The following is a 19,322-nucleotide window of genomic DNA, read 5'->3' on the forward strand; positions in this document are numbered from 1 at the left end:
CAAATGTCCTCCTTCCAGTACCTTATATCCTGCAATCTATTTTCCCATACAGAATTCCTTAAATATCTTATCAGCCAGATCATCTCTGGCAGTTTCACCTATTATCAAACCGAGATGTTCATACGCATCCATGAGATCAATGGAGAAAAAGTCTTCCTCCATTCCCATATCTATGCTTTCTTTAACCTTTAACAGTGCATTTTTGGTGCACACAAGTTCATTTTTGTGTCGGGTATTAGTGATATAAAGCTGATCATTATATGTCAGTGTACCCTCAAAAAACATCCTGTTCAGAAGCTCATACAATTCTTCACTTCCATCACCGGTCAGTGCTGACAACTGAATTATATCTGCATCTATATATTTCTTAATATCCGATTCGTCTATCTTCTTTTCCAGATCAGATTTGTTGAGTATCACAACAACATTCTTATCCTGTATTCTGGACATGATCCTGTGATCGTTCTCATCCAGGTCAATTGAACTGTCTACCACATAGAGCACAAGATCAGCTTTATCCACAGACTCTAATGCCTTATCCACACCTATCTTCTCAACTACATCATCTGTATCTCTTATTCCCGCAGTGTCAACTATGTTCAGAGTTATACCTCTTACATTTATCACTTCACTGAGCGTATCCCTGGTTGTGCCGGCCATATCTGTTACAATCGCCCTTTCTTCGCCCACAAACATATTCATCAGCGAAGACTTACCCGCATTCGGTTTACCAACAATAACCGTATTTATTCCCTCAGACAACACTTTTCCATTGTCAAATGTTGTCAAAAGGTTATCCACACTATCTACAAGGTTATCCACAATTATTTCTAACTTTTGTGGAAAACCATCCAGACTGTAGTGTTCAGGATCATCCAAAGCAGATTCAATAAACGCCACATTGTACAGAATCTGTTCTCTCATATCAATGATCTTATCCCTAAGTCTTCCCTGAAGCTGCTCCACAGACGTTCTGGCTGCAAAGTCATTCTTTGCATTTATTATATCCATAACGGATTCTGCCTGTGACAGATCTATCCTTCCACCGAGGAATGCTCTCTTTGTAAATTCTCCAGGTTCGGCTGCCCTTGCACCACATTTTATTACCAGATCAAGTATCTTTCGGAGAACTACTATACCTCCGTGACACTGAAGTTCACACACATCCTCACATGTGTACGTATGGGGAGCCTTCATGACCAGAAGTATAGCCTCATCTATCATTCTGTCATCCTCATACACACCACCAAATGCAGCAGTGTAAGATTTCATATTTACCGCTTTTTTGTTTTTATTTGCAGCGCGGAACAACATGTCTGTTATCTCACATGCCCTGTCTCCGCTGATCCTTATTATTCCAACTCCGGCATTACTCATACCGGTGGTTATAGCTGCAATGGTATCTTCCTTGAACATATCTGTCTTACACTTTTCCTTTCACCGTGATTAAACAACCTATCTATGTAGTGTACAACATTACCAATTCATTTTCCATATAAAAAGACTAAACTGCAACAAAAAAGAGACCATTTTCTCAAATGATCTCTTTCCTGTCACCATAAAATATTGCGATGATCTTTACACGCATCAGCGTGACTATTATTTCTTCTTGAGATATACAATAACCTTACGATATGGCTCCTCGCCCTCGCTTCTGGTTGCTACATACTTGTCGTTCTGAAGAGTAGCATGGATTATTCTTCTCTCATAAGGATTCATTGGCTCAAGAGCAAATGATCTCTTTGATCTCTTAACCTTGAATGCTATATTCTTGGCAAGATTCTCAAGTGTCTCTTTTCTTCTTGCTCTGTAGTTCTCTGTATCGAGCTTAACTCTGATACGTGACTCGCTCTTCTTATTGATAGCAAGTGTAATAATATACTGAAGAGCATCTAGAGTCTGTCCACGCTTTCCAATCAAAATTCCCATCTCTGGTCCCTCAAGATTGATAGACAGAACATTCTCTTCCTCATCAAAATCCATCTGGATCTCTGTCTGGATATCCATAGCCTTGAACAGGCTGTCAAGGTACTCCTTAACATCGTCCAGGAATGTCTTCTTTTTTCTTGCCTTTATGATACAAGGCTTTGAACCTATACCAAGAAATCCCTTTGTCTCTTCGCTGATAACTTCATACTCAAGATCTGTACTAGGGACTCCAAGTTCAACACTGGCCTGCATAAGGGCTTCATCTTTGGTCTTACCTTTGAATTCTAAGAATTCCATTATTTATTTCCTCCCTTATCGTTGCTATTGTTCTGGTACTTAAGCATTATATTCGCCTTAGCTCCTATACTGCCTGGTTTATAGTTTACATTTTCTCTGCGGGTTACATCATCACTGTCAACATTCACTGAATGTGCAGGATTAACATAACTCTTAAGTCTTGAAGAAGCCATCTTATTTATATTCTCTGACTGACTGTTCTCTGTTGGAACGTTACCATTCTGAGCATCCATCATTCTCTCATAGAAAGATTTCTTATCAGGGTTCTTCTTCTTTGCCTGCTTCTTGGCAGCCTTCTCGGCACACTTTGCAAGCAGCTCATCCTTGTCCTGATGATTATAATAAGCATCAACTATAAGCTGAGATATTATCATAATAACAGAACCAACTATCCAGTAAAGACCGATAGCTATAGGAAGAGTTATACAGAATATAAGTGACATGATAGGCATGTAGTACATCATACCCTTCATCATGTTGTTGGCTGTCTGCTGATTGCTATCCATGTTGCTATTCTGTGATGACTTCATGGATATCTTTGTCTGTAAGAACTGCATGAGAGCAGAAACGATAGGAACCACCAAAGCTATTGAAAGCTTCCATCCCGGTGCATCTGCAATATTCAGTCCAAACAGGAACTGGTTCATATTGTGGAACTGATCAACATAGCTTGTGAGAGTAGCATTACCTGTAAGATCAAGATTAGCTATCAGCTTATCCCAATCACTCTTAGAAAACTTATCAAGCACATCAATGATCTGATTCTTTGTAGGGTCATCACCCATCTGTTTCAATGCCATTGTAACTGTGCTTACCTTCGATTCACCTGCTACATCACTTATAGCCTTGACATAATCTGTCTTGGTACTCAGTATCTCTACAATCTTTCCGTAGGTCTTTGTCATTGATGGAACATACGCAGGTATATTCTGGATAACTCTGTACAGACCGTAAAATATAGGTAACTGTATAAGTGAAGTCAGACATCCTGATGCCATACTGACGCCATATTTCTTCTGGATCTTCTGAGTTTCCTGCTGCTGCTTCATCATTGAGTCCTGATCAGTCTTGCCTTTATATTTCTTTGTTGCCTTGGCAATCTCAGGCTGGATGAAACTCATGATCTTACTTGATCTCTGCTGCTTGAAATATAATGGGAACAGCGCGCCTCTCAGTACAAATGTGAACAAAATAACGCACACACTGAGATTGACGTATGTGAATCCCATATGGCTTCCAATAAATCCAACGAACATGTAAATCCAATTGAATATCTTACCGAGCAGCCAACAAACTGGTCCGAGTATCATACCATCTTCTCTTGTTAGAAACATAATTTTCTCCTTTATGGAACTGGATCATATCCTCCTTTTGAAAAAGGATTGCATCTAAGTATCCTCCATACTGCAAGGAGACCACCTTTTAAAACTCCATACTTTTCGATAGCCTCAATTGCATACTGCGAACAAGTAGGAAAATACTTGCAGGTAGCATGTCCCTTAAGCGGTGACAAATACTTCCTGTAAAATTTGATTAAACCAATAAATATTTTTTTCATTTCTTTACCCTATGTGGTTTATCTTCTTTAACCCACACAAATGCATCAAAGCACTCTCAATGTCCTGACATTTCTTGTCCTTTGATGACGGTCTGGCTACTATCACTATGTCATAGCCAACATCAATATTTGCTCTGTTTAATCGGTAAGCTTCTCTAATCAATCTGGTTACCCTGTGTCTTACCACACTGTTACCAACTTTCTTACTAACAGAGATTCCGAGTCTGTTGTAATCCAAGCCGTTGCTTCTCAGATACATAACTAAATATTTATTGGCTACCGAATTCTTTGTGCTGTACACACTGCCAAACTCTCTGCTGTTTTTTAATGTAATCATCTTACTCATTGTGTAACCACCGAAACTTTGATTATTAGAAAAACTGTTGCTGTGACCCTATAAAAAAAGGTCACAACCATGTGACCTTACGCTGATAATTTCTTTCTTCCCTTAGCTCTTCTAGCGGCCAGTACCTTTCTGCCATTAGCAGTACTCATTCTCTTTCTAAAGCCATGAACCTTAGATCTCTGTCTCTTCTTAGGCTGGAATGTCATCTTCATTACAAAACACCTCCTTCTTTACAAATTTACTTGCCTATTATAAATAAATAGGTAATGTGAGTCAAGCCTTTTTTGCCGTTTTTCCTATATTTTATAAGGATTTCAGCCACTATTTGATAAAGGTGACGAATCGTTCTGGATTAATTAGGTGGATACATTAATATTAATCACAAAATGTTGTGGTTTCATAGATTAATCACATTTTTGTAAGCATTTAATTTTTGTTACCAGTCGCTTTACATAATGTTATCCACAATTTGTTGGTAACTTGTTGATAACTTTTTACTTTTGTGGGTTTAATTCTAAAAAACCCAGTATTTATCGCTGTTTGTGATGTTCACAAATATAAAACAGTCATTTTTTTATATTTACATAAGTTTGAAAATAATAATTATTATGAAACTTATGTAACAAAGTTATCAACATTCCATGTGGATTATACACAAATAAGATTTTTTATTAACTTTTTTATTTTTTTGCCCCTTATTCTCGTTTATTTTGATTTTACCCCCAAATACGTGTACCTAACCGTATAAGCATGTAAAATCAAAATAAAGGCAATTTATCTTGTTTTTAACCTTAATATGCTTGAAATAGGGGTGCATTTATTATAAAATGTAATAGTGTTATTAATAATAGGAAGAATTATTTTTTTGAGGAAGGTTTTTTACGATGAAGGACTTAATATTAGCCAAGTGGAATGACATTTTGAATATACTTGAAAATGAACATGGAATTTCCCATATCATGATCCATACATGGATCGAACCTCTCAAGATATATTCAGTTGAGGATAACAAGGTCTATTTCACTCTGGACGAGGATTACGGACAGAGAGGCGTAGAATTTCTCAAGAGAAAATTATTTGATATATATCTTGAAACAGTTCTCAGAGAGCTCTTTCAGGACGATTCAATTCAGGTTATATTCACACTCGAGAGTCAGATGAGAAAGGATGAAAAGTCCCCTACATATTCAGAGGACTACAACGATGCCATTGCCAAGAGCAATCTCAGACCTGACTACACATTTGAGAACTTTATTGTTGGTGAGAGTAACAAGCACGCTCACGCAACATGTCTGGCAGTTGCCGATTCACCTGGACAGGACAAGTTCAATCCACTTTTCCTGTATGGAGGATCAGGACTGGGCAAGACTCATCTTATGCAGTCCATAGCCCACTATATACTCCAACACAATAGTAATATGAAGGTTCTCTATGTGCCATCGAACAAATTCACAAATGAGATCATAGAAGCAATCTCCAAGAATAAAACTGAAGAATTCAGGAACAAATACAGAACAGTGGATGTTCTTCTGATCGATGATATCCAGTACCTGATTGGTAAGGCAAGTACGCAGCAGGAATTCTTTGACACCTTCAACGCTCTTCATGACGAAGGTAAGCAGATAATCCTGTCGTCGGATAAGCCACCAAAGGAGATCAAGACTCTGGATGAGAGATTCAGATCAAGATTTGAGTGGGGTGTTCCTATCGACATCCACGCTCCTGATTACGAGACACGTATGGCTATCCTCAAGAACAAGGCTGAGATAAAGGGACTTACCGATATCATCAGCGAGGAGATATTTGAGTATATCGCCAACAATATAACCTACAACGTACGTGAGCTTGAGGGTGCGCTCAACAAGCTCAGCGTATATTCAGAGCTCGGAGATATCAAGATCACTGAGGAACTTGCCAAGAACGTCCTCAAGGATTTCATATCCAAGGATTCCAAGGTGACCATAACACCTGAGCTCATTATCAACACGGTTTCAGAGCATACGAATATATCAGTCAGTGACATCGTATCCACGAAGAGAAGCCAGGATATAGCCACTGCCCGTCAGATATCCATGTACCTGTGCAGAAAGTACACGGACAAGGGTCTGAAGAGTATAGGAGATGCATTTGGAGGAAAGGATCACTCCACCGTGCACAGCAATATACAGAAGGTTGAAGATAAGATTGAGAAGGATCCTGAATTTGCCGAGATGGTTGACGTCATAATAAAGAAGCTTAATCCACAAAAATAGCAAGTTATCCACATTTTTATCTTATAAACTCACTAATTTGTTTATAACCTTACAAACATAACGTGATTGTATATTGTTATTTGATGTTTGTTACATGTTGTTATGTGTTTGAGAATTGTTCTTACGTCAAATGAACCTGATTTTGACATGTTGGTAAATGGTCAGTTTATGAACAGGTTAAAATTGATTAGTAACATGGACACATAATTCTCAAAGCCTTGATTTGTAAGGGCTTGATACACTTTCAACATTATCAAAATCACTACTACTGATACTACTAATTATCTTAATATATTTATAGTTAAGCGCTCGCGCTGTTTGTTGTTATTTGAAGTTATACACACATATCATATTTTGATGATCATTATATTTGGACATGAAAGGAGATCACACTTAAAATGAAAATTTCCATAAGAAAATCTAACTTACTTCAGGGTATAAATATCGTATCAAAGGCTGTCTCAAACAAGACGACCCATCCGATACTGTCTTGTATCCTGGTTGAAGCTGCAGGCGGTGTTATCAAGCTCACAGCTAATGACATGGAGATAGGAATAGAAAGTTATGTTGACGGTACTGTTATAGAGGATGGAAAGGTTGCACTCGAGGCAAAGCTTTTCTCAGATTTCATAAGAAAGCTTCCTGACAGCGACATAACTATAGAGAGTGATAAGGACAGCAAGACACTTATCAAGTGTGAGAGACTTGAGTTCAACATACCTGGAAAGTCAGGAGAGGATTTCTCCAATCTTCCTGTTGTATCAAAGGATAAGTTCATAACCATATCCCAGTTTGCGCTGAGAGAGGTTATCAATCAGACAATATTCTCTATATCAGATAATGAGAACAATAAGCTTATGACCGGTGAGTTATTTGAGGTATCAAACAATAAGCTCAGCGTGGTTTCTCTGGATGGACACAGAATATCCATCAGATATATAGAGCTCAAGGGAGATAATTCAGACATTAAGGTTGTAGTTCCAGGAAAATCCCTCAGCGACATAAGCAAGATCATGAACGGTGGAGTTGATGATCCTGTAAATATTTATTTCACTGACAACAATATATTATTTGAGTTTGACAATACAAAGGTTGTTTCAAGACTGATAGAGGGCGAGTATTTCAGAATAAGCCATATGCTCTCAGTTGATTATCAGATCAAGATGAAGATAAACAAGAGAGAGTTCCTTGACAGTTTGGACAGAGCAACTCTTCTTATAAAGGATTCAGACAAGAAGCCTATCAGACTCAGCATTGATGACAGAACTCTCGGTCTCAAGATTAGTTCTCTCATCGGTTCTCTGAATGAGGAGATAGATATCGAGAAGGAAGGTAACAATCTTGTCATTGGATTTAATCCAAAGCTTATAATAGATGCACTCAGAGTAATTGACGATGAGAATGTAACTATTTATTTCAACAATACAAAATCTCCATGTGTTATCAAGGATGATGCAGAGACATATATCTACCTTATCCTTCCTATGGGAATCAACGAAGAGTAAGAAGGGGTGAGAATATGGAGATAATCAAGTTAAGAGATGAGTTCATAAAGCTTGGACAGGCGCTTAAGGCTGCCGGTCTGGTGGAGTCAGGAGTTGACGCAAAGGAGGTCATAGTTCAGGGACTGGTTGTGGTTAACGGTGAGATAGAGACCAGACGTGGAAGAAAGCTTTATGATGGTGATGAAGTAGAATTTGATGGTGATAAGATAAGTATTCAGAAATAATTGTGGTCGCCATCTTGCAGATGGTGAAGGTTATGTATATAGAGTCGATAGAGCTGAGTAATTACAGAAATTACAGTAATGTGAAAGTAGAATTTGGAAAAAATACGAATATCCTGTACGGCGATAACGCCCAGGGCAAGACAAATATACTTGAATCCATATACATGGCAGCGACTACGAAGTCACACAGAAAAAATACGCAGGATAAAGATATCATAAAGATAGGTGAAGATGAGAGCCATATAAGATTATTTGTCAACAAGAAAGACATATCGCACAAGATAGATATGCATCTTCGAAAGAGCAAAAATAAGGGAGTGGCGATCGATGGCATACCCATAAGGAGGGCCACGGAATTATATGGTCTTCTCAATGTCATATTCTTTTCACCTGAAGATCTGACTATCATTAAAAATGGACCAGCCGAGAGGAGAAGGTTCATGGATCTTGAATTGTGTCAGATAAGCAGATTGTATTATCAGAATCTGGCATCATATAACAGGATACTCAATCAGCGAAATAATCTGTTAAAGCAGATTTATCATAACAGAAGTCTCATGGATACACTGGATGTGTGGAATATGCAGCTTGTGGACTATGGGTCGAGGATAATAAAAGAGAGAAGAAATTTTATCGACATGATGAATGAGATAATTGGGGAGATCCACAGTCATCTCACATCGGGCAAGGAAAAGCTGGAGATAGTGTATGAGTGCAATGTCGATGAAGATAAATTCGATGAGACACTTCAGGAAAAGACTGAGATGGATATCAGATATTCAAGTACACAGTCTGGTCCACACAGAGATGATATAAGTTTTCTCATAAATGGAATAGACGCCAGAAAATATGGTTCACAGGGACAGCAGAGAACAGTTGCCCTGTCACTCAAGATGGCGGAGATAAAACTTGTAAAAAGGATAATCAATGATAATCCGATATTGCTTCTGGACGATGTCATGAGCGAGCTGGACACCAGCAGACGTGATGCATTGATAGAAGAGATAAAAGATATACAGACTATCATAACCTGTACGGGATATGATGATTTTGTTAAAGAGCAGGTAATAATCAACAATGTTTATAGCGTGGTGGAGGGAACGGCCACCAGAGTAAGAACGGAGGAAGCATGACAATGGAAAATGATAATTATGGAGCTGAACAGATACAGGTTCTGGAGGGACTGGAAGCAGTCAGAAAGAGACCTGGTATGTACATAGGAAGTACATCCTCCACTGGACTTCACCATCTTGTATACGAGATAGTTGATAATTCTGTAGATGAGGCTCTGGCAGGATATTGTACCCACATTCAGGTGTATATAAATGAGGATAACTCCATCACCGTAGTGGATGATGGACGAGGAATTCCTGTTGGAATACATAAAAAGCAGGGAATACCTGCTGTTGAGGTGGTATTTACCATACTTCATGCCGGCGGAAAGTTCGGCGGTGGAGGATATAAGGTATCCGGAGGACTTCACGGTGTTGGTGCATCAGTTGTAAATGCACTTTCAACATGGCTTGAAGTCGAGATTACCAGAGATGGCAAGGTGTACAAGCAGAGATATGAGAAGGGCAAGGTTATGTACAAGCTTCAGGTTATAGGTGAAGCACCTGAGGGAGTATCAGGAACAAAGGTTACATTCCTGCCGGATCATACAATATTTGAAGATAACATATACGATTACGATATACTGAGAAACAGACTTCGTGAGATGGCATTCCTTACAAAGGGCCTGAAGATAAGTCTTACAGACAAGAGACTTATTCCTGAGAAGGTAAGATCATTCCACTATGAGGGTGGTATAAAGGAGTTTGTAACATATCTGAACAGACACAGAGATCCTCTGTACAATGAGGTAATCTACTGTGAGGGAGTCAGAGATGGAATAAGTGTTGAAGTGGCACTTCAGCACAATGATTCATACAATGAATCCACATACAGCTTTGTAAATAACATCAACACACCTGAGGGTGGAACACATCTGACAGGATTTAAGTCAGCCATAACAAAGGTGTTCAATGATTATGCAAGAAAGAATAATATTATCAAGGATAAGGATGACAATCTCTCGGGTGATGATCTGAGAGAGGGACTTGCAGCCATCGTATCTATCAAGATAAGTGATCCTCAGTTCGAGGGTCAGACAAAGCAGAAGCTTGGTAATTCAGAGGCAAGACCTGCAGTTGAGAGTGTTGTAACTGAGCAGCTTACATATTATCTTGAGCAGAATCCGCAGATTGCTAAGATAATTGTGAATAAAGCGGCTGTTGCACAGAGAGCCAGAATAGCTGCAAGAAAGGCAAGGGATGTTGCAAGGAAGGCAAATCTTTCAGACAACATGGCACTTCCTGGAAAGCTTGCGGATTGTTCAGACAAGGATCCAAAGAACTGTGAGATATACATAGTCGAGGGAGATTCCGCCGGTGGTTCAGCTAAGACAGCGAGATCAAGAGCAACACAGGCCATACTTCCACTCAGAGGTAAGATCCTTAATGTTGAGAAGGCAAGAATAGACAGAATCCTTGGAAATGAAGAGATCAAAGCCATGATCACCGCATTTGGAACAGGTATCCATGAGAACTTCAATATAGAGAAGCTCAGATATAACAAGATCATCATCATGACCGATGCCGATGTGGATGGAGCTCATATAGCAACTCTTCTCCTCACATTCTTCTACAGATTCATGCCTGATCTTATCAGAAAGGGTCATGTATATCTGGCACAGCCACCACTTTACAAGCTGGAGAAGAACAAGAAGGTATGGTATGCGTACAGTGATGATGAGCTGAACAGTATACTTGATGAAGTCGGAAGAGATCAGAACAACAAGATACAGCGATACAAGGGACTTGGAGAGATGGATGCAGAACAGCTCTGGGAGACAACCATGGATCCAGAAAAACGAATTCTTCTCAGAGTGGCAATTGATGATGACGATGAGTCAGAGATCGATATGACATTCAATGTACTCATGGGAGATAAGGTTGAACCACGTCGTGAGTTTATAGAGACAAATGCCAAGTATGTAAAGAATCTCGATATATAGTATATTGATTAAATAAATGTGACAAAACATAACCAATATCGAGAGAAAGGAAATCAAAAAATGGATGACGATAAGATTTTTGATAAAATAGATGAAGTTGGTCTGAAAAAAACAATGGAGCGTTCATATATAGATTATGCCATGAGCGTTATCGCTGCCAGAGCTCTTCCTGATGTAAGAGATGGTCTTAAACCTGTTCAGCGAAGAATACTTCATTCTATGATAGAACTTAACAATGGACCTGATAAGCCACACCGTAAATGTGCCCGTATCGTCGGTGATACAATGGGTAAATATCATCCACATGGAGACAGTTCAATATACGAGGCACTTGTAAAGCTGGCTCAGGAGTGGAATACCAGATATCCACTTGTGGATGGACATGGAAACTTTGGATCGGTCGACGGTGACCATGCCGCTGCCATGCGATATACAGAGGCAAGACTTTCCAAGATATCCATGGAAATGATGGCAGATATCAACAAAGATACAGTTGATTTCACACCTAACTTTGATGGTACAGAGAAAGAACCTGTGGTACTACCATCACGTTATCCTAACCTATTGGTGAATGGTACATCAGGTATCGCAGTAGGTATGGCTACCAATATTCCACCACATAATTTAAAGGAAACTATCGATGCAGCCATAAAGATCATCGATAACAGAGTGGAAGAAGGACGTGAGACAGAGATAGATGAGATCATGGACATAGTAAAGGGTCCGGATTTCCCTACAGGCGCACAGATACTGGGCAGACAGGGAATAAACGATGCATATAGAACAGGTCGAGGCAAGATAAAAGTACGTGCAATCACAGAAATCGAAACAATGAACAACGGAAAGCACCGCATTGTTGTAACCGAACTACCATATATGGTAAATAAATCACTTCTTATAAAGAATATGGTCGATCTTGTCAAGAACAAGAGAATCGATGGAATCACAGATATAAGAGATGAGTCTTCAAGAGAGGGAATGAGAGTTGTCATTGAGCTTAGAAAGGATGTCAATGCCAACGTAATACTCAACCAGCTCTTCAAGCACACACAGCTCCAGGATACATTTGGATGTATCATGCTGGCTCTGGTGGATGGAGTACCTAAGATACTCAACATCAAGGACATGCTCACATACTACCTGAAGCATCAGGAGGATGTTGTCACAAGAAGAACAAAGTATGATCTGAACAAGGCTGAGGAGAGAGCCCACATATTACAGGGTTATCTCATAGCACTGGACAACATAGATGAGGTCATCACGATCATCAGAAATTCAAAGAATGTTGGAGAGGCTAAGGCAAAGCTGATCGAAAGATTTGGACTTTCCGAGGCACAGGCCGGAGCAATCGTTGATATGAGACTCCGTGCTCTGACAGGTCTGGAAAGAGAGAAGATCGAGAACGAGTACAATGAGCTTATTGCGAAGATAGCTGAGTACAAGGAGATACTTGCAGATGAGAATAAGCTTCTCGGAGTTATCAAGACTGAGCTTGCAGCGATAGCTGACAAGTACGGTGATGAGAGAAGAACATCCATAACTGCATATTCAGATGATATAACAGATGAGGAGCTTATCAAGAGAGAAGAGATAGTTATCTCCATGACAAAGCTCGGATATATCAAGAGAATGCCAAAGGATACCTTCAAGGTACAGAACAGAGGCGGCAAGGGTATCAAGGGAATGAACACCATCGACAACGATATAATCGATGAGATATTCCTTACTAATACCCACAACTTCATAATGTTCTTCACCAATATGGGAAGAGTATACAGAATGAAGGGATACGAGATACCTGAGTCGGGACGTAATGCAAGGGGTGTTGCGATAGTCAACCTTCTTCAGCTTCTTCCTGGTGAGAAGGTAACAGCCATAATTCCTATAGCCGGATTTGACAAGAAGTATCTTATGATGGCTACAAAGAATGGTATTGTAAAGAAGACCAAGATAGAGGCATTTGAGAATATAAGAAAGACCGGTCTGGCAGCCATAACACTGAATGAGGGAGATGAACTCATAGAGGTTAAGGCAACGAGCGGTGAGAATGATGTATTTCTTGTAACTGCCAAGGGTATGTGTATCAGATTCAACGAGGAATGTGTCCGTGATACAGGACGTACATCCATGGGTGTACGTGGAATAAGATGTGACGAGGGAGATGAAGTCATAGCAATGCAGCTTGATGTTCAGGGAGATGAGATTCTCTTCGTAACCACAAAGGGTATGGGTAAGAGAACTGAACTGTCAGAATTTGCCCCTCAGATGAGAGGCGGTAAGGGTGTCAAGTGTTACAGGATAACCGAGAAGACCGGTGACATCGTCAGCGCAAAGGCTGTGACAAATGATCATGATATCATGATGATGACCAATGAGGGAATCATGATCAGAATGCATTGTTCAGATATAACTGTAATAGGAAGAATAACCTCAGGTGTCAAGCTTATGAATATAGGCAAGGATGGCAACACATTTGTGGCATCTGTTGCAAAGCTTGCAAGAAGTGATGAGGATGAAGAGGCAGAGGACTCAGAGAATCCAGAATCAGCAGAAAATGAAGTATCAGAGAATGTAGAGAACGATACGGAGAATGATGCCGAGAGTAATTCAGAGGAGTAATTATAATTACAAATAAAGATAGATGTACTGTGTTGTAATATGCAAGACAGTACATCTTTTTTTATGTCCATGGATGTTTACAGATTGTGTGCAAATAGCCGTTATGATATACTTATCTTGGATTACACATTGGGAGAAAATAATCCTGAACGCAGGATTTTGAAGGTTATTATAAAGAGATTGGAATTATGGGAAAATACAACAAATTTATTGGGGGTAAAAGGCATGACGGCGAATGTGATACAGGTGGTGGCATCGGCAGCTACAACGGCTGCATCTACGGTTACAGAGGCAACAACGGAAGGAAAACTGGACAAGATATTCCAGAGCTCCGAGAAGGCGTCTGAACTTTCTTACAGTATAATGAACATCATATATATATTGGCGGCGATGATCATAGTTGTTGCGATATTTACAGTGGTGTTGTATATATACAAATTCATCATGAACAGGAGAGATCCAAACTACAAAAAGAACGATGATACGTTCCTGGATGATTAAAGCAAATTTATAAAATGGCGGTGAAGAGATGAGAGTTATTGCAGCAGAAGAGATTACCAGAAATGTAAGGGAGATGTGCATCGAAGCAAATGTAAATCTGTCTGAGGATATGGAGAAGGCGGTCAGGGATTCAGTAGAATCTGAGGACAGTCCACTCGGAAAGCAGATACTTGGACAGTTGTGTGAGAATCTGGATATAGCAAAGGAGAATGATATTCCTATCTGTCAGGATACGGGAATGGCTGTTTTCTTTGTGAATGTTGGACAGGATGTACATATAGAAGGAATGAACATAACTGATGCCATAAACGAAGGTGTGAGACAGGGATACACTGACGGATACCTGAGAAAATCAGTGGTAAAGGATCCTCTTATCAGAGAAAATACAAAGGATAATACCCCGGCGATTATACATTATGATATAGTTCCGGGAGATAAAATAGAGATAACTATAGCTCCAAAGGGATTTGGAAGCGAGAATATGAGCAAGGTGTACATGCTCAAGCCGGCAGATGGAGAAGAGGGTGTGAAAGCTGCTGTTCTTCAGGCTGTAAAGGATGCAGGACCAAATGCATGTCCTCCCGTATTTGTAGGTGTGGGTCTTGGAGGAGACTTTGAGCTCGCTGCGAAGCTTGCAAAGAAGGCTCTTACAAGAAAGGTCGGAGTTCACTCAGACAGAGAGCATATAGCAAGGATAGAGAGTGAGCTTCTGGAGATGATCAACAACACTGGAATAGGACCTGGCGGTCTTGGAGGAAAAACCACGGCACTGGCTGTGAACATAGAGACATATGCCACTCACATAGCCGGAATGCCACTGGCAGTTAATATGTGCTGTCATGTGAACAGACACGTTACGAGAGTATTATAGGAGGAGGTTAGGTTCATCATGGATAGACATATAAAGGCACCATTTGACAGAGAAGAGGTAAAGACCCTCAAGGCAGGGGATTATGTATATATAGATGGAATAGTGTACAGTGCCAGAGATGCCGCACACAAGAGAATGTATGATTCCATCATGGAATCAGGATGCGTGGACGCCAGTGGAACTGAGTTATACGAGAAGGGCATAGTTCCTATAGACCTTAACGGCAATGTGATATATTATCTCGGACCGACACCGGCAAAGCCTGGACAGGTCATAGGATCGGCGGGACCGACAACCAGCAGCAGAATGGACAAATACACTCCACTCATTCTCAGCAAGGGCCTGTGTGGAATGATAGGAAAGGGAAAGAGAAGCCCGGAGGTTATACAGGCAATAATAGACAACAAGGCTGTGTATCTGGCAGCCGTTGGCGGTGCAGGAGCGCTTCTCTCCAAATGTATCAAGAAATCCGAGGTGATCGCATACGATGATCTCGGAACAGAGGCTATAAGGAAGATGACAGTGGAGAATTTCCCAGCTATTGTGGTTATAGATTCAGAGGGACACAACCTGTATGAAACAGCGGTAAAGGATTATCTTGAGCAGAATAAATAATACAGGAATAAAATAAAAAGTATACAGAATCTCAACAATGAATTAGCAAAAATGCACAAAATAATTGTTGAATATTACAGTCACAATAATGTTGACTAAAATATATTAAACTTGTAAAATTTTAATATGAGTTAGTCTCATATTAAATTAATTGTTGTATTAACAAGGGAAAGAAGAAAAAGGAGAGATTTAATGAGAAGAGAAAAAGTTTTCAACAGATCGTTATTGATCCTTGCAATCATGTCAATCATGCTCTTTGCAATGACAATAACAGCATCGGCAGCATCAGGAAAAGCAGTAACAAATCTTCAGCAGACAGATGATACCAAGACAAGTGTCACAGTTCAGTGGAGCGGTAATTATGGAGAGGAATACTTAGTGTATTTATCCCAGGACAGATCTTCAGGATATCAGGCATTAAGTTCTTATACTTCAACATCAAATAAGAAGTATATTTACAATCTTCAGGCCGGCAGAGCATACTATGTAATAGTTCAGACATATGTCAACAAGCAGCTTGTTGGACAGTCAGATCCTCTTCAGGTCATAACAACTCCTGAGAGCGTAGATTACAAGTCAATAAAGCAGACTTCAGGCACAAAGAATAAGATCGGTTTACAGTGGAACAGCGTTTCAGGTGTAACAGGATATGTAGTTGCCAAGATCAGCGGTTCAAAGGTTGAGGCTCAGTATAATGTTACTACAAACAAGGCAACTGTACCTGCAAAGGCCGGAACACATTATAGTGGATATTATGTATATTCATATAAGAGATCAGAGTCAAACTACATAGCACTTGGTTATGGACAGTCAACAGGTACACTCTACTCAGCACCTGTTAACCCACAGTATGTTGCCGATGCAAAGGCAGGAACTCTTATATGGAGCCCAGCTAAGAGAGGAAATGTAATAACAATCGGATGGAAGGCAAATCCAAACTATGACTATCCTACAGGATATCAGGTTCAGATCTACTCTCTCAACGGAAAGACCAGATTATACACAACAAAGGCTACAACAAAGACTAGCGTTAAGATCAACAACGCAAGGGTTCGTAAGGCAATCAACAACAAGGGATTCAAGGTAAGAATCCGTGCATACAAAGAGGCAAATGGTGGTGCTAAGTGCTGGAGTGACTGGTCATCATTCAAGACGATCATACCTCAGGCATGTGTAAAGAAGAATAATGTAACTTCTGTAAGCAGCACTTCTGCAAAGGTTAAATGGAAGAAAGTAGCAAATACAAAGTATTATCTTGTATACTATACAAAGAATCCATACGCTTCAAATGCAAAATGGATAAAGAAAAAGGTAAGTGCTAAGAGCAGCTCTTATACAATAAGAGGTCTTAAGGCATATTCTACATTTGGAGTATATGTTATCCCTGTTGTCAAGGTAGGAGGAAAGACCTACAGAGGACAGGCTTGTGAGTATATAAGATGCAGTTACTACTATAGATAAGATAGTAAGAAACATCTACAAAACGATAAGAGGGCGGATACAAAAAGTATCCGCCTTTTTTGTCGATTTTAGGCTTATTATTTTCTTGTAAAAACTCCTTGACATTCACTGCCAGGTTTGGTATTATAAACAAGCGTCAAAAATTAAATACTCTTTGGTAGGAGATTTTTATTTAGGCATTTTGCAGAAGTACTCAAGTGGCTGAAGAGGCGCCCCTGCTAAGGGTGTAGGCCGTTTGCGCGGCGCGAGGGTTCAAATCCCTCCTTCTGCGTTTCCTTTTTTGGAGATGCTTATGACGTTATTCCTCGATAGCTCAATGGTAGAGCACTCGGCTGTTAACCGAGGGGTTGTAGGTTCGAGCCCTACTCGGGGAGCTTTAATTAAATAATATGGTGCGATAGCCAAGTGGTAAGGCCCCGGTCTGCAACACCGTCATCGCCGGTTCAAATCCGGCTCGCACCTCTCAAGCGGAAGATATATGTAATATATATCTTCCTTTTTTTGTAACCTTGAATATGCTTTTTTTGTCTGTTATACTGTAGAGGTATATTGGCTATTGAAATAGTAGGAGGTGGGGTATGACTCAAATTTTAAAAGATTCAATAAAAATTGAATACAAACTTGATCAGGTTACTCCTATTAGCAAATATGAAATGAATGCCTATAATGTGCCTTTTGCAGGCAACACAAGCATGTGCAGGGAAGTGTTTGTTAAGGGGGAAAGAAAACTCGAATTCTCAATAGATGGGGATATGAGTCTTAGTCAGATAATGCAGAAACCGGTTTTCAGGGATGAAATGGTGGAATACATATTCAGCATAAGCAAGCAGCTTGTGTCAGTCATACAGAATGGACTAGCACTTGAGAAGGTAGTGTGGGATACGAATTATATGTATGTGAGATTTAGTGACTTCTCCATACAGCTTCTGTATCTTCCACTTGAAAGCAAATTTGACAAGAAGGACATTGGGGAGTTCGTGAAGAGCATCTTGTCAGGATTTGTCTATGCACACACACCAGCCATAGAATGTGCTAACCAGATAGTTGATTATTTCAACGATCACAGGGAGTTTGATGCATTTCATTTCAATGAATTTGTGTCAGATCTCAGAGCATCAAGTCAGCTCCTTATAATACAGGGTGAAAAGGGCAAGAGTAAGGTACTCACTTCAAATGAGAATAATAAAGAGCTTGCAATCCACAAAGCCGAGGAGGCAGCCAGAAAGGCTGAAGAGGCAAGAATGCAGGCCGAGAATGAGGTAAAGAGACAGATAGAGGAAGCAAAGTATCAGGCGGAAGTTGCCAGACAGGCAGAGGAGACCCGTATGAAGGCCGAGGCGGCAAGGGTCGAAGCCGAGATATGGAGACAGAAGGTCACTGCTGAGGCAAAGGATTATGAGCAGACAGCGGTACTCACAGCTCAGGATATGTACTCATATCAGGGCAATTCCGATGACAGTGAGAGGCTTAAGGCTGAAGAAATGTTCAGGAATGCCGAGGAGGAGCGAATCAGGGCAGAGAAGGTTTCATCGCAGTATGCAGATGAGATAAGACGTGCCAGAGAGCAGGAGATGCATGCTGAGGAGGCTAGAATGCAGGCAGAATTTGCAGCCCGCAAGAATGCTGAGGAGGCTAAGAGACAGGCAGGCCTTGCAAAGCTCAAGGCGGAGGAAGCCAAGAGACTCAGCGAGCAGCCGGATGAGGAGCCACCTACAACACTGTTCAGCAACAGAACACTTGTCACAGGCAGCAAGCCGACCCTCACCAGAAAGACTACGGGTGAGAGCGTTCAGATTAATAAACAGGTATTCTGTATTGGCAAGGCTGATCAGGGTGTTGACTATAAGGTAACAGGAAACAAGTCTATAAGTAGAAGACATGCCTATATCACCAGTATCAATGGAACACATTATCTGAGAGATAACAACTCAACAAACCATACATTTCTGAACGGAACTCAGGTGTACAGCAATGTTGATGTGACTATCCCTGATAACAGTGTGATAAGGCTTTCAAATGAGGAGTTCATATTCAGGATAAATTCTTAAATATGAAGTTCGATAAATGTAATAAATCAGGTTGATCCGTA

Annotated in this window: 17 protein-coding genes and 3 tRNA genes; 14 read left to right on the top strand and 6 right to left on the bottom strand. The window is 40.2% G+C overall.

All coding sequences use genetic code 11. The features are described from left to right. Positions 1–36: 36 nt before the first annotated feature. From mnmE to rpmH, 6 genes are all read right to left on the bottom strand, one after another. On the bottom strand, positions 37–1,416 hold the full coding sequence (gene mnmE, locus DW159_RS07980; protein WP_117549928.1) for a tRNA uridine-5-carboxymethylaminomethyl(34) synthesis GTPase MnmE: 1,380 nt from the start codon (positions 1,414–1,416) through the stop codon (positions 37–39). Positions 1,417–1,599: 183 nt separating this feature from the next. Further along, the gene (gene jag, locus DW159_RS07985; protein ID WP_022217387.1) at positions 1,600–2,226 is read right to left on the bottom strand and encodes an RNA-binding cell elongation regulator Jag/EloR; all 627 of its coding nucleotides are present in this window, start codon (positions 2,224–2,226) and stop codon (positions 1,600–1,602) included. Further along, positions 2,226–3,560, bottom strand: a complete 1,335-nt coding sequence (locus DW159_RS07990; protein WP_117549930.1) for a YidC/Oxa1 family membrane protein insertase — start codon at positions 3,558–3,560, stop codon at positions 2,226–2,228. Before DW159_RS07990 ends, jag begins: the two co-directional genes overlap by 1 nt. Positions 3,561–3,571: 11 nt before the next feature. Next, the gene (gene yidD, locus DW159_RS07995; RefSeq protein WP_022217385.1) at positions 3,572–3,784 is read right to left on the bottom strand and encodes a membrane protein insertion efficiency factor YidD; all 213 of its coding nucleotides are present in this window, start codon (positions 3,782–3,784) and stop codon (positions 3,572–3,574) included. 4 nt (positions 3,785–3,788) lie between these two features. Then, entirely contained in the window at positions 3,789–4,130 is a 342-nt protein-coding gene (gene rnpA / locus DW159_RS08000; RefSeq protein ID WP_117549932.1) for a ribonuclease P protein component, read from the bottom strand. A 77-nt stretch (positions 4,131–4,207) separates the two neighbouring features. After that, entirely contained in the window at positions 4,208–4,342 is a 135-nt protein-coding gene (gene rpmH / locus DW159_RS08005; RefSeq protein WP_004852723.1) for a 50S ribosomal protein L34, read from the bottom strand. Positions 4,343–5,014: 672 nt separating this feature from the next. Between rpmH and dnaA the strand changes: the two genes are divergently transcribed. The 14 genes from dnaA to DW159_RS08075 all read left to right on the top strand — a co-directional run bounded on the left by dnaA (position 5,015) and on the right by DW159_RS08075 (position 19,281). Further along, a complete protein-coding gene (gene dnaA, locus DW159_RS08010; RefSeq protein WP_022217383.1) occupies positions 5,015–6,382 on the top strand; it encodes a chromosomal replication initiator protein DnaA in 1,368 nt (455 codons plus the stop codon). A 398-nt stretch (positions 6,383–6,780) separates the two neighbouring features. Beyond that, positions 6,781–7,887, top strand: coding sequence for a DNA polymerase III subunit beta (gene dnaN / locus DW159_RS08015; RefSeq protein ID WP_022217382.1), 1,107 nt, complete (start codon positions 6,781–6,783; stop codon positions 7,885–7,887). A 14-nt stretch (positions 7,888–7,901) separates the two neighbouring features. Beyond that, positions 7,902–8,111, top strand: a complete 210-nt coding sequence (locus tag DW159_RS08020) for an RNA-binding S4 domain-containing protein (RefSeq protein ID WP_015534430.1) — start codon at positions 7,902–7,904, stop codon at positions 8,109–8,111. A gap of 32 nt (positions 8,112–8,143) precedes the next feature. Further along, a complete protein-coding gene (recF, locus tag DW159_RS08025; RefSeq protein ID WP_055145954.1) occupies positions 8,144–9,244 on the top strand; it encodes a DNA replication/repair protein RecF in 1,101 nt (366 codons plus the stop codon). 2 nt (positions 9,245–9,246) lie between these two features. Next, positions 9,247–11,166 carry a DNA topoisomerase (ATP-hydrolyzing) subunit B gene (gene gyrB / locus DW159_RS08030; RefSeq protein ID WP_117549934.1) on the top strand — a complete coding sequence of 640 codons (1,920 nt, stop codon included), beginning with the start codon at positions 9,247–9,249 and terminating at the stop codon, positions 11,164–11,166. 60 nt (positions 11,167–11,226) lie between these two features. Beyond that, complete coding sequence (gyrA, locus tag DW159_RS08035) at positions 11,227–13,785, top strand: DNA gyrase subunit A (RefSeq protein ID WP_117549936.1); 2,559 nt, start codon at positions 11,227–11,229, stop codon at positions 13,783–13,785. 225 nt (positions 13,786–14,010) lie between these two features. Beyond that, positions 14,011–14,286 (top strand): hypothetical protein, encoded by a 276-nt coding sequence (locus tag DW159_RS08040; protein WP_015534433.1) that lies wholly within the window; start codon positions 14,011–14,013, stop codon positions 14,284–14,286. A gap of 28 nt (positions 14,287–14,314) precedes the next feature. Continuing rightward, positions 14,315–15,157: a fumarate hydratase gene (locus DW159_RS08045; RefSeq protein ID WP_055145945.1), complete on the top strand. Its 843-nt coding sequence runs from the start codon at positions 14,315–14,317 to the stop codon at positions 15,155–15,157. Positions 15,158–15,175: 18 nt separating this feature from the next. Then, on the top strand, positions 15,176–15,772 hold the full coding sequence (locus DW159_RS08050) for a Fe-S-containing hydro-lyase (RefSeq protein ID WP_055145942.1): 597 nt from the start codon (positions 15,176–15,178) through the stop codon (positions 15,770–15,772). A gap of 192 nt (positions 15,773–15,964) precedes the next feature. Next, a complete protein-coding gene (locus DW159_RS08055; protein ID WP_117549938.1) occupies positions 15,965–17,233 on the top strand; it encodes a fibronectin type III domain-containing protein in 1,269 nt (422 codons plus the stop codon). Between the two features lie 183 nt (positions 17,234–17,416). Continuing rightward, positions 17,417–17,504 (top strand) — tRNA-Ser (locus tag DW159_RS08060). 31 nt (positions 17,505–17,535) lie between these two features. Next, a tRNA-Asn gene (locus tag DW159_RS08065) sits at positions 17,536–17,607 on the top strand. 17 nt (positions 17,608–17,624) lie between these two features. Next, positions 17,625–17,695: transfer RNA gene (locus tag DW159_RS08070), tRNA-Cys, on the top strand. 116 nt (positions 17,696–17,811) lie between these two features. Then, positions 17,812–19,281 carry an FHA domain-containing protein gene (locus tag DW159_RS08075; RefSeq protein WP_242992641.1) on the top strand — a complete coding sequence of 490 codons (1,470 nt, stop codon included), beginning with the start codon at positions 17,812–17,814 and terminating at the stop codon, positions 19,279–19,281. The last annotated feature ends 41 nt before the right edge of the window (positions 19,282–19,322 follow it).

It is taken from the genome of Coprococcus sp. AM14-16 (genome assembly GCF_003434675.1).
GTDB classification, from domain to species: Bacteria; Bacillota; Clostridia; order Lachnospirales; family Lachnospiraceae; genus Coprococcus; species Coprococcus aceti.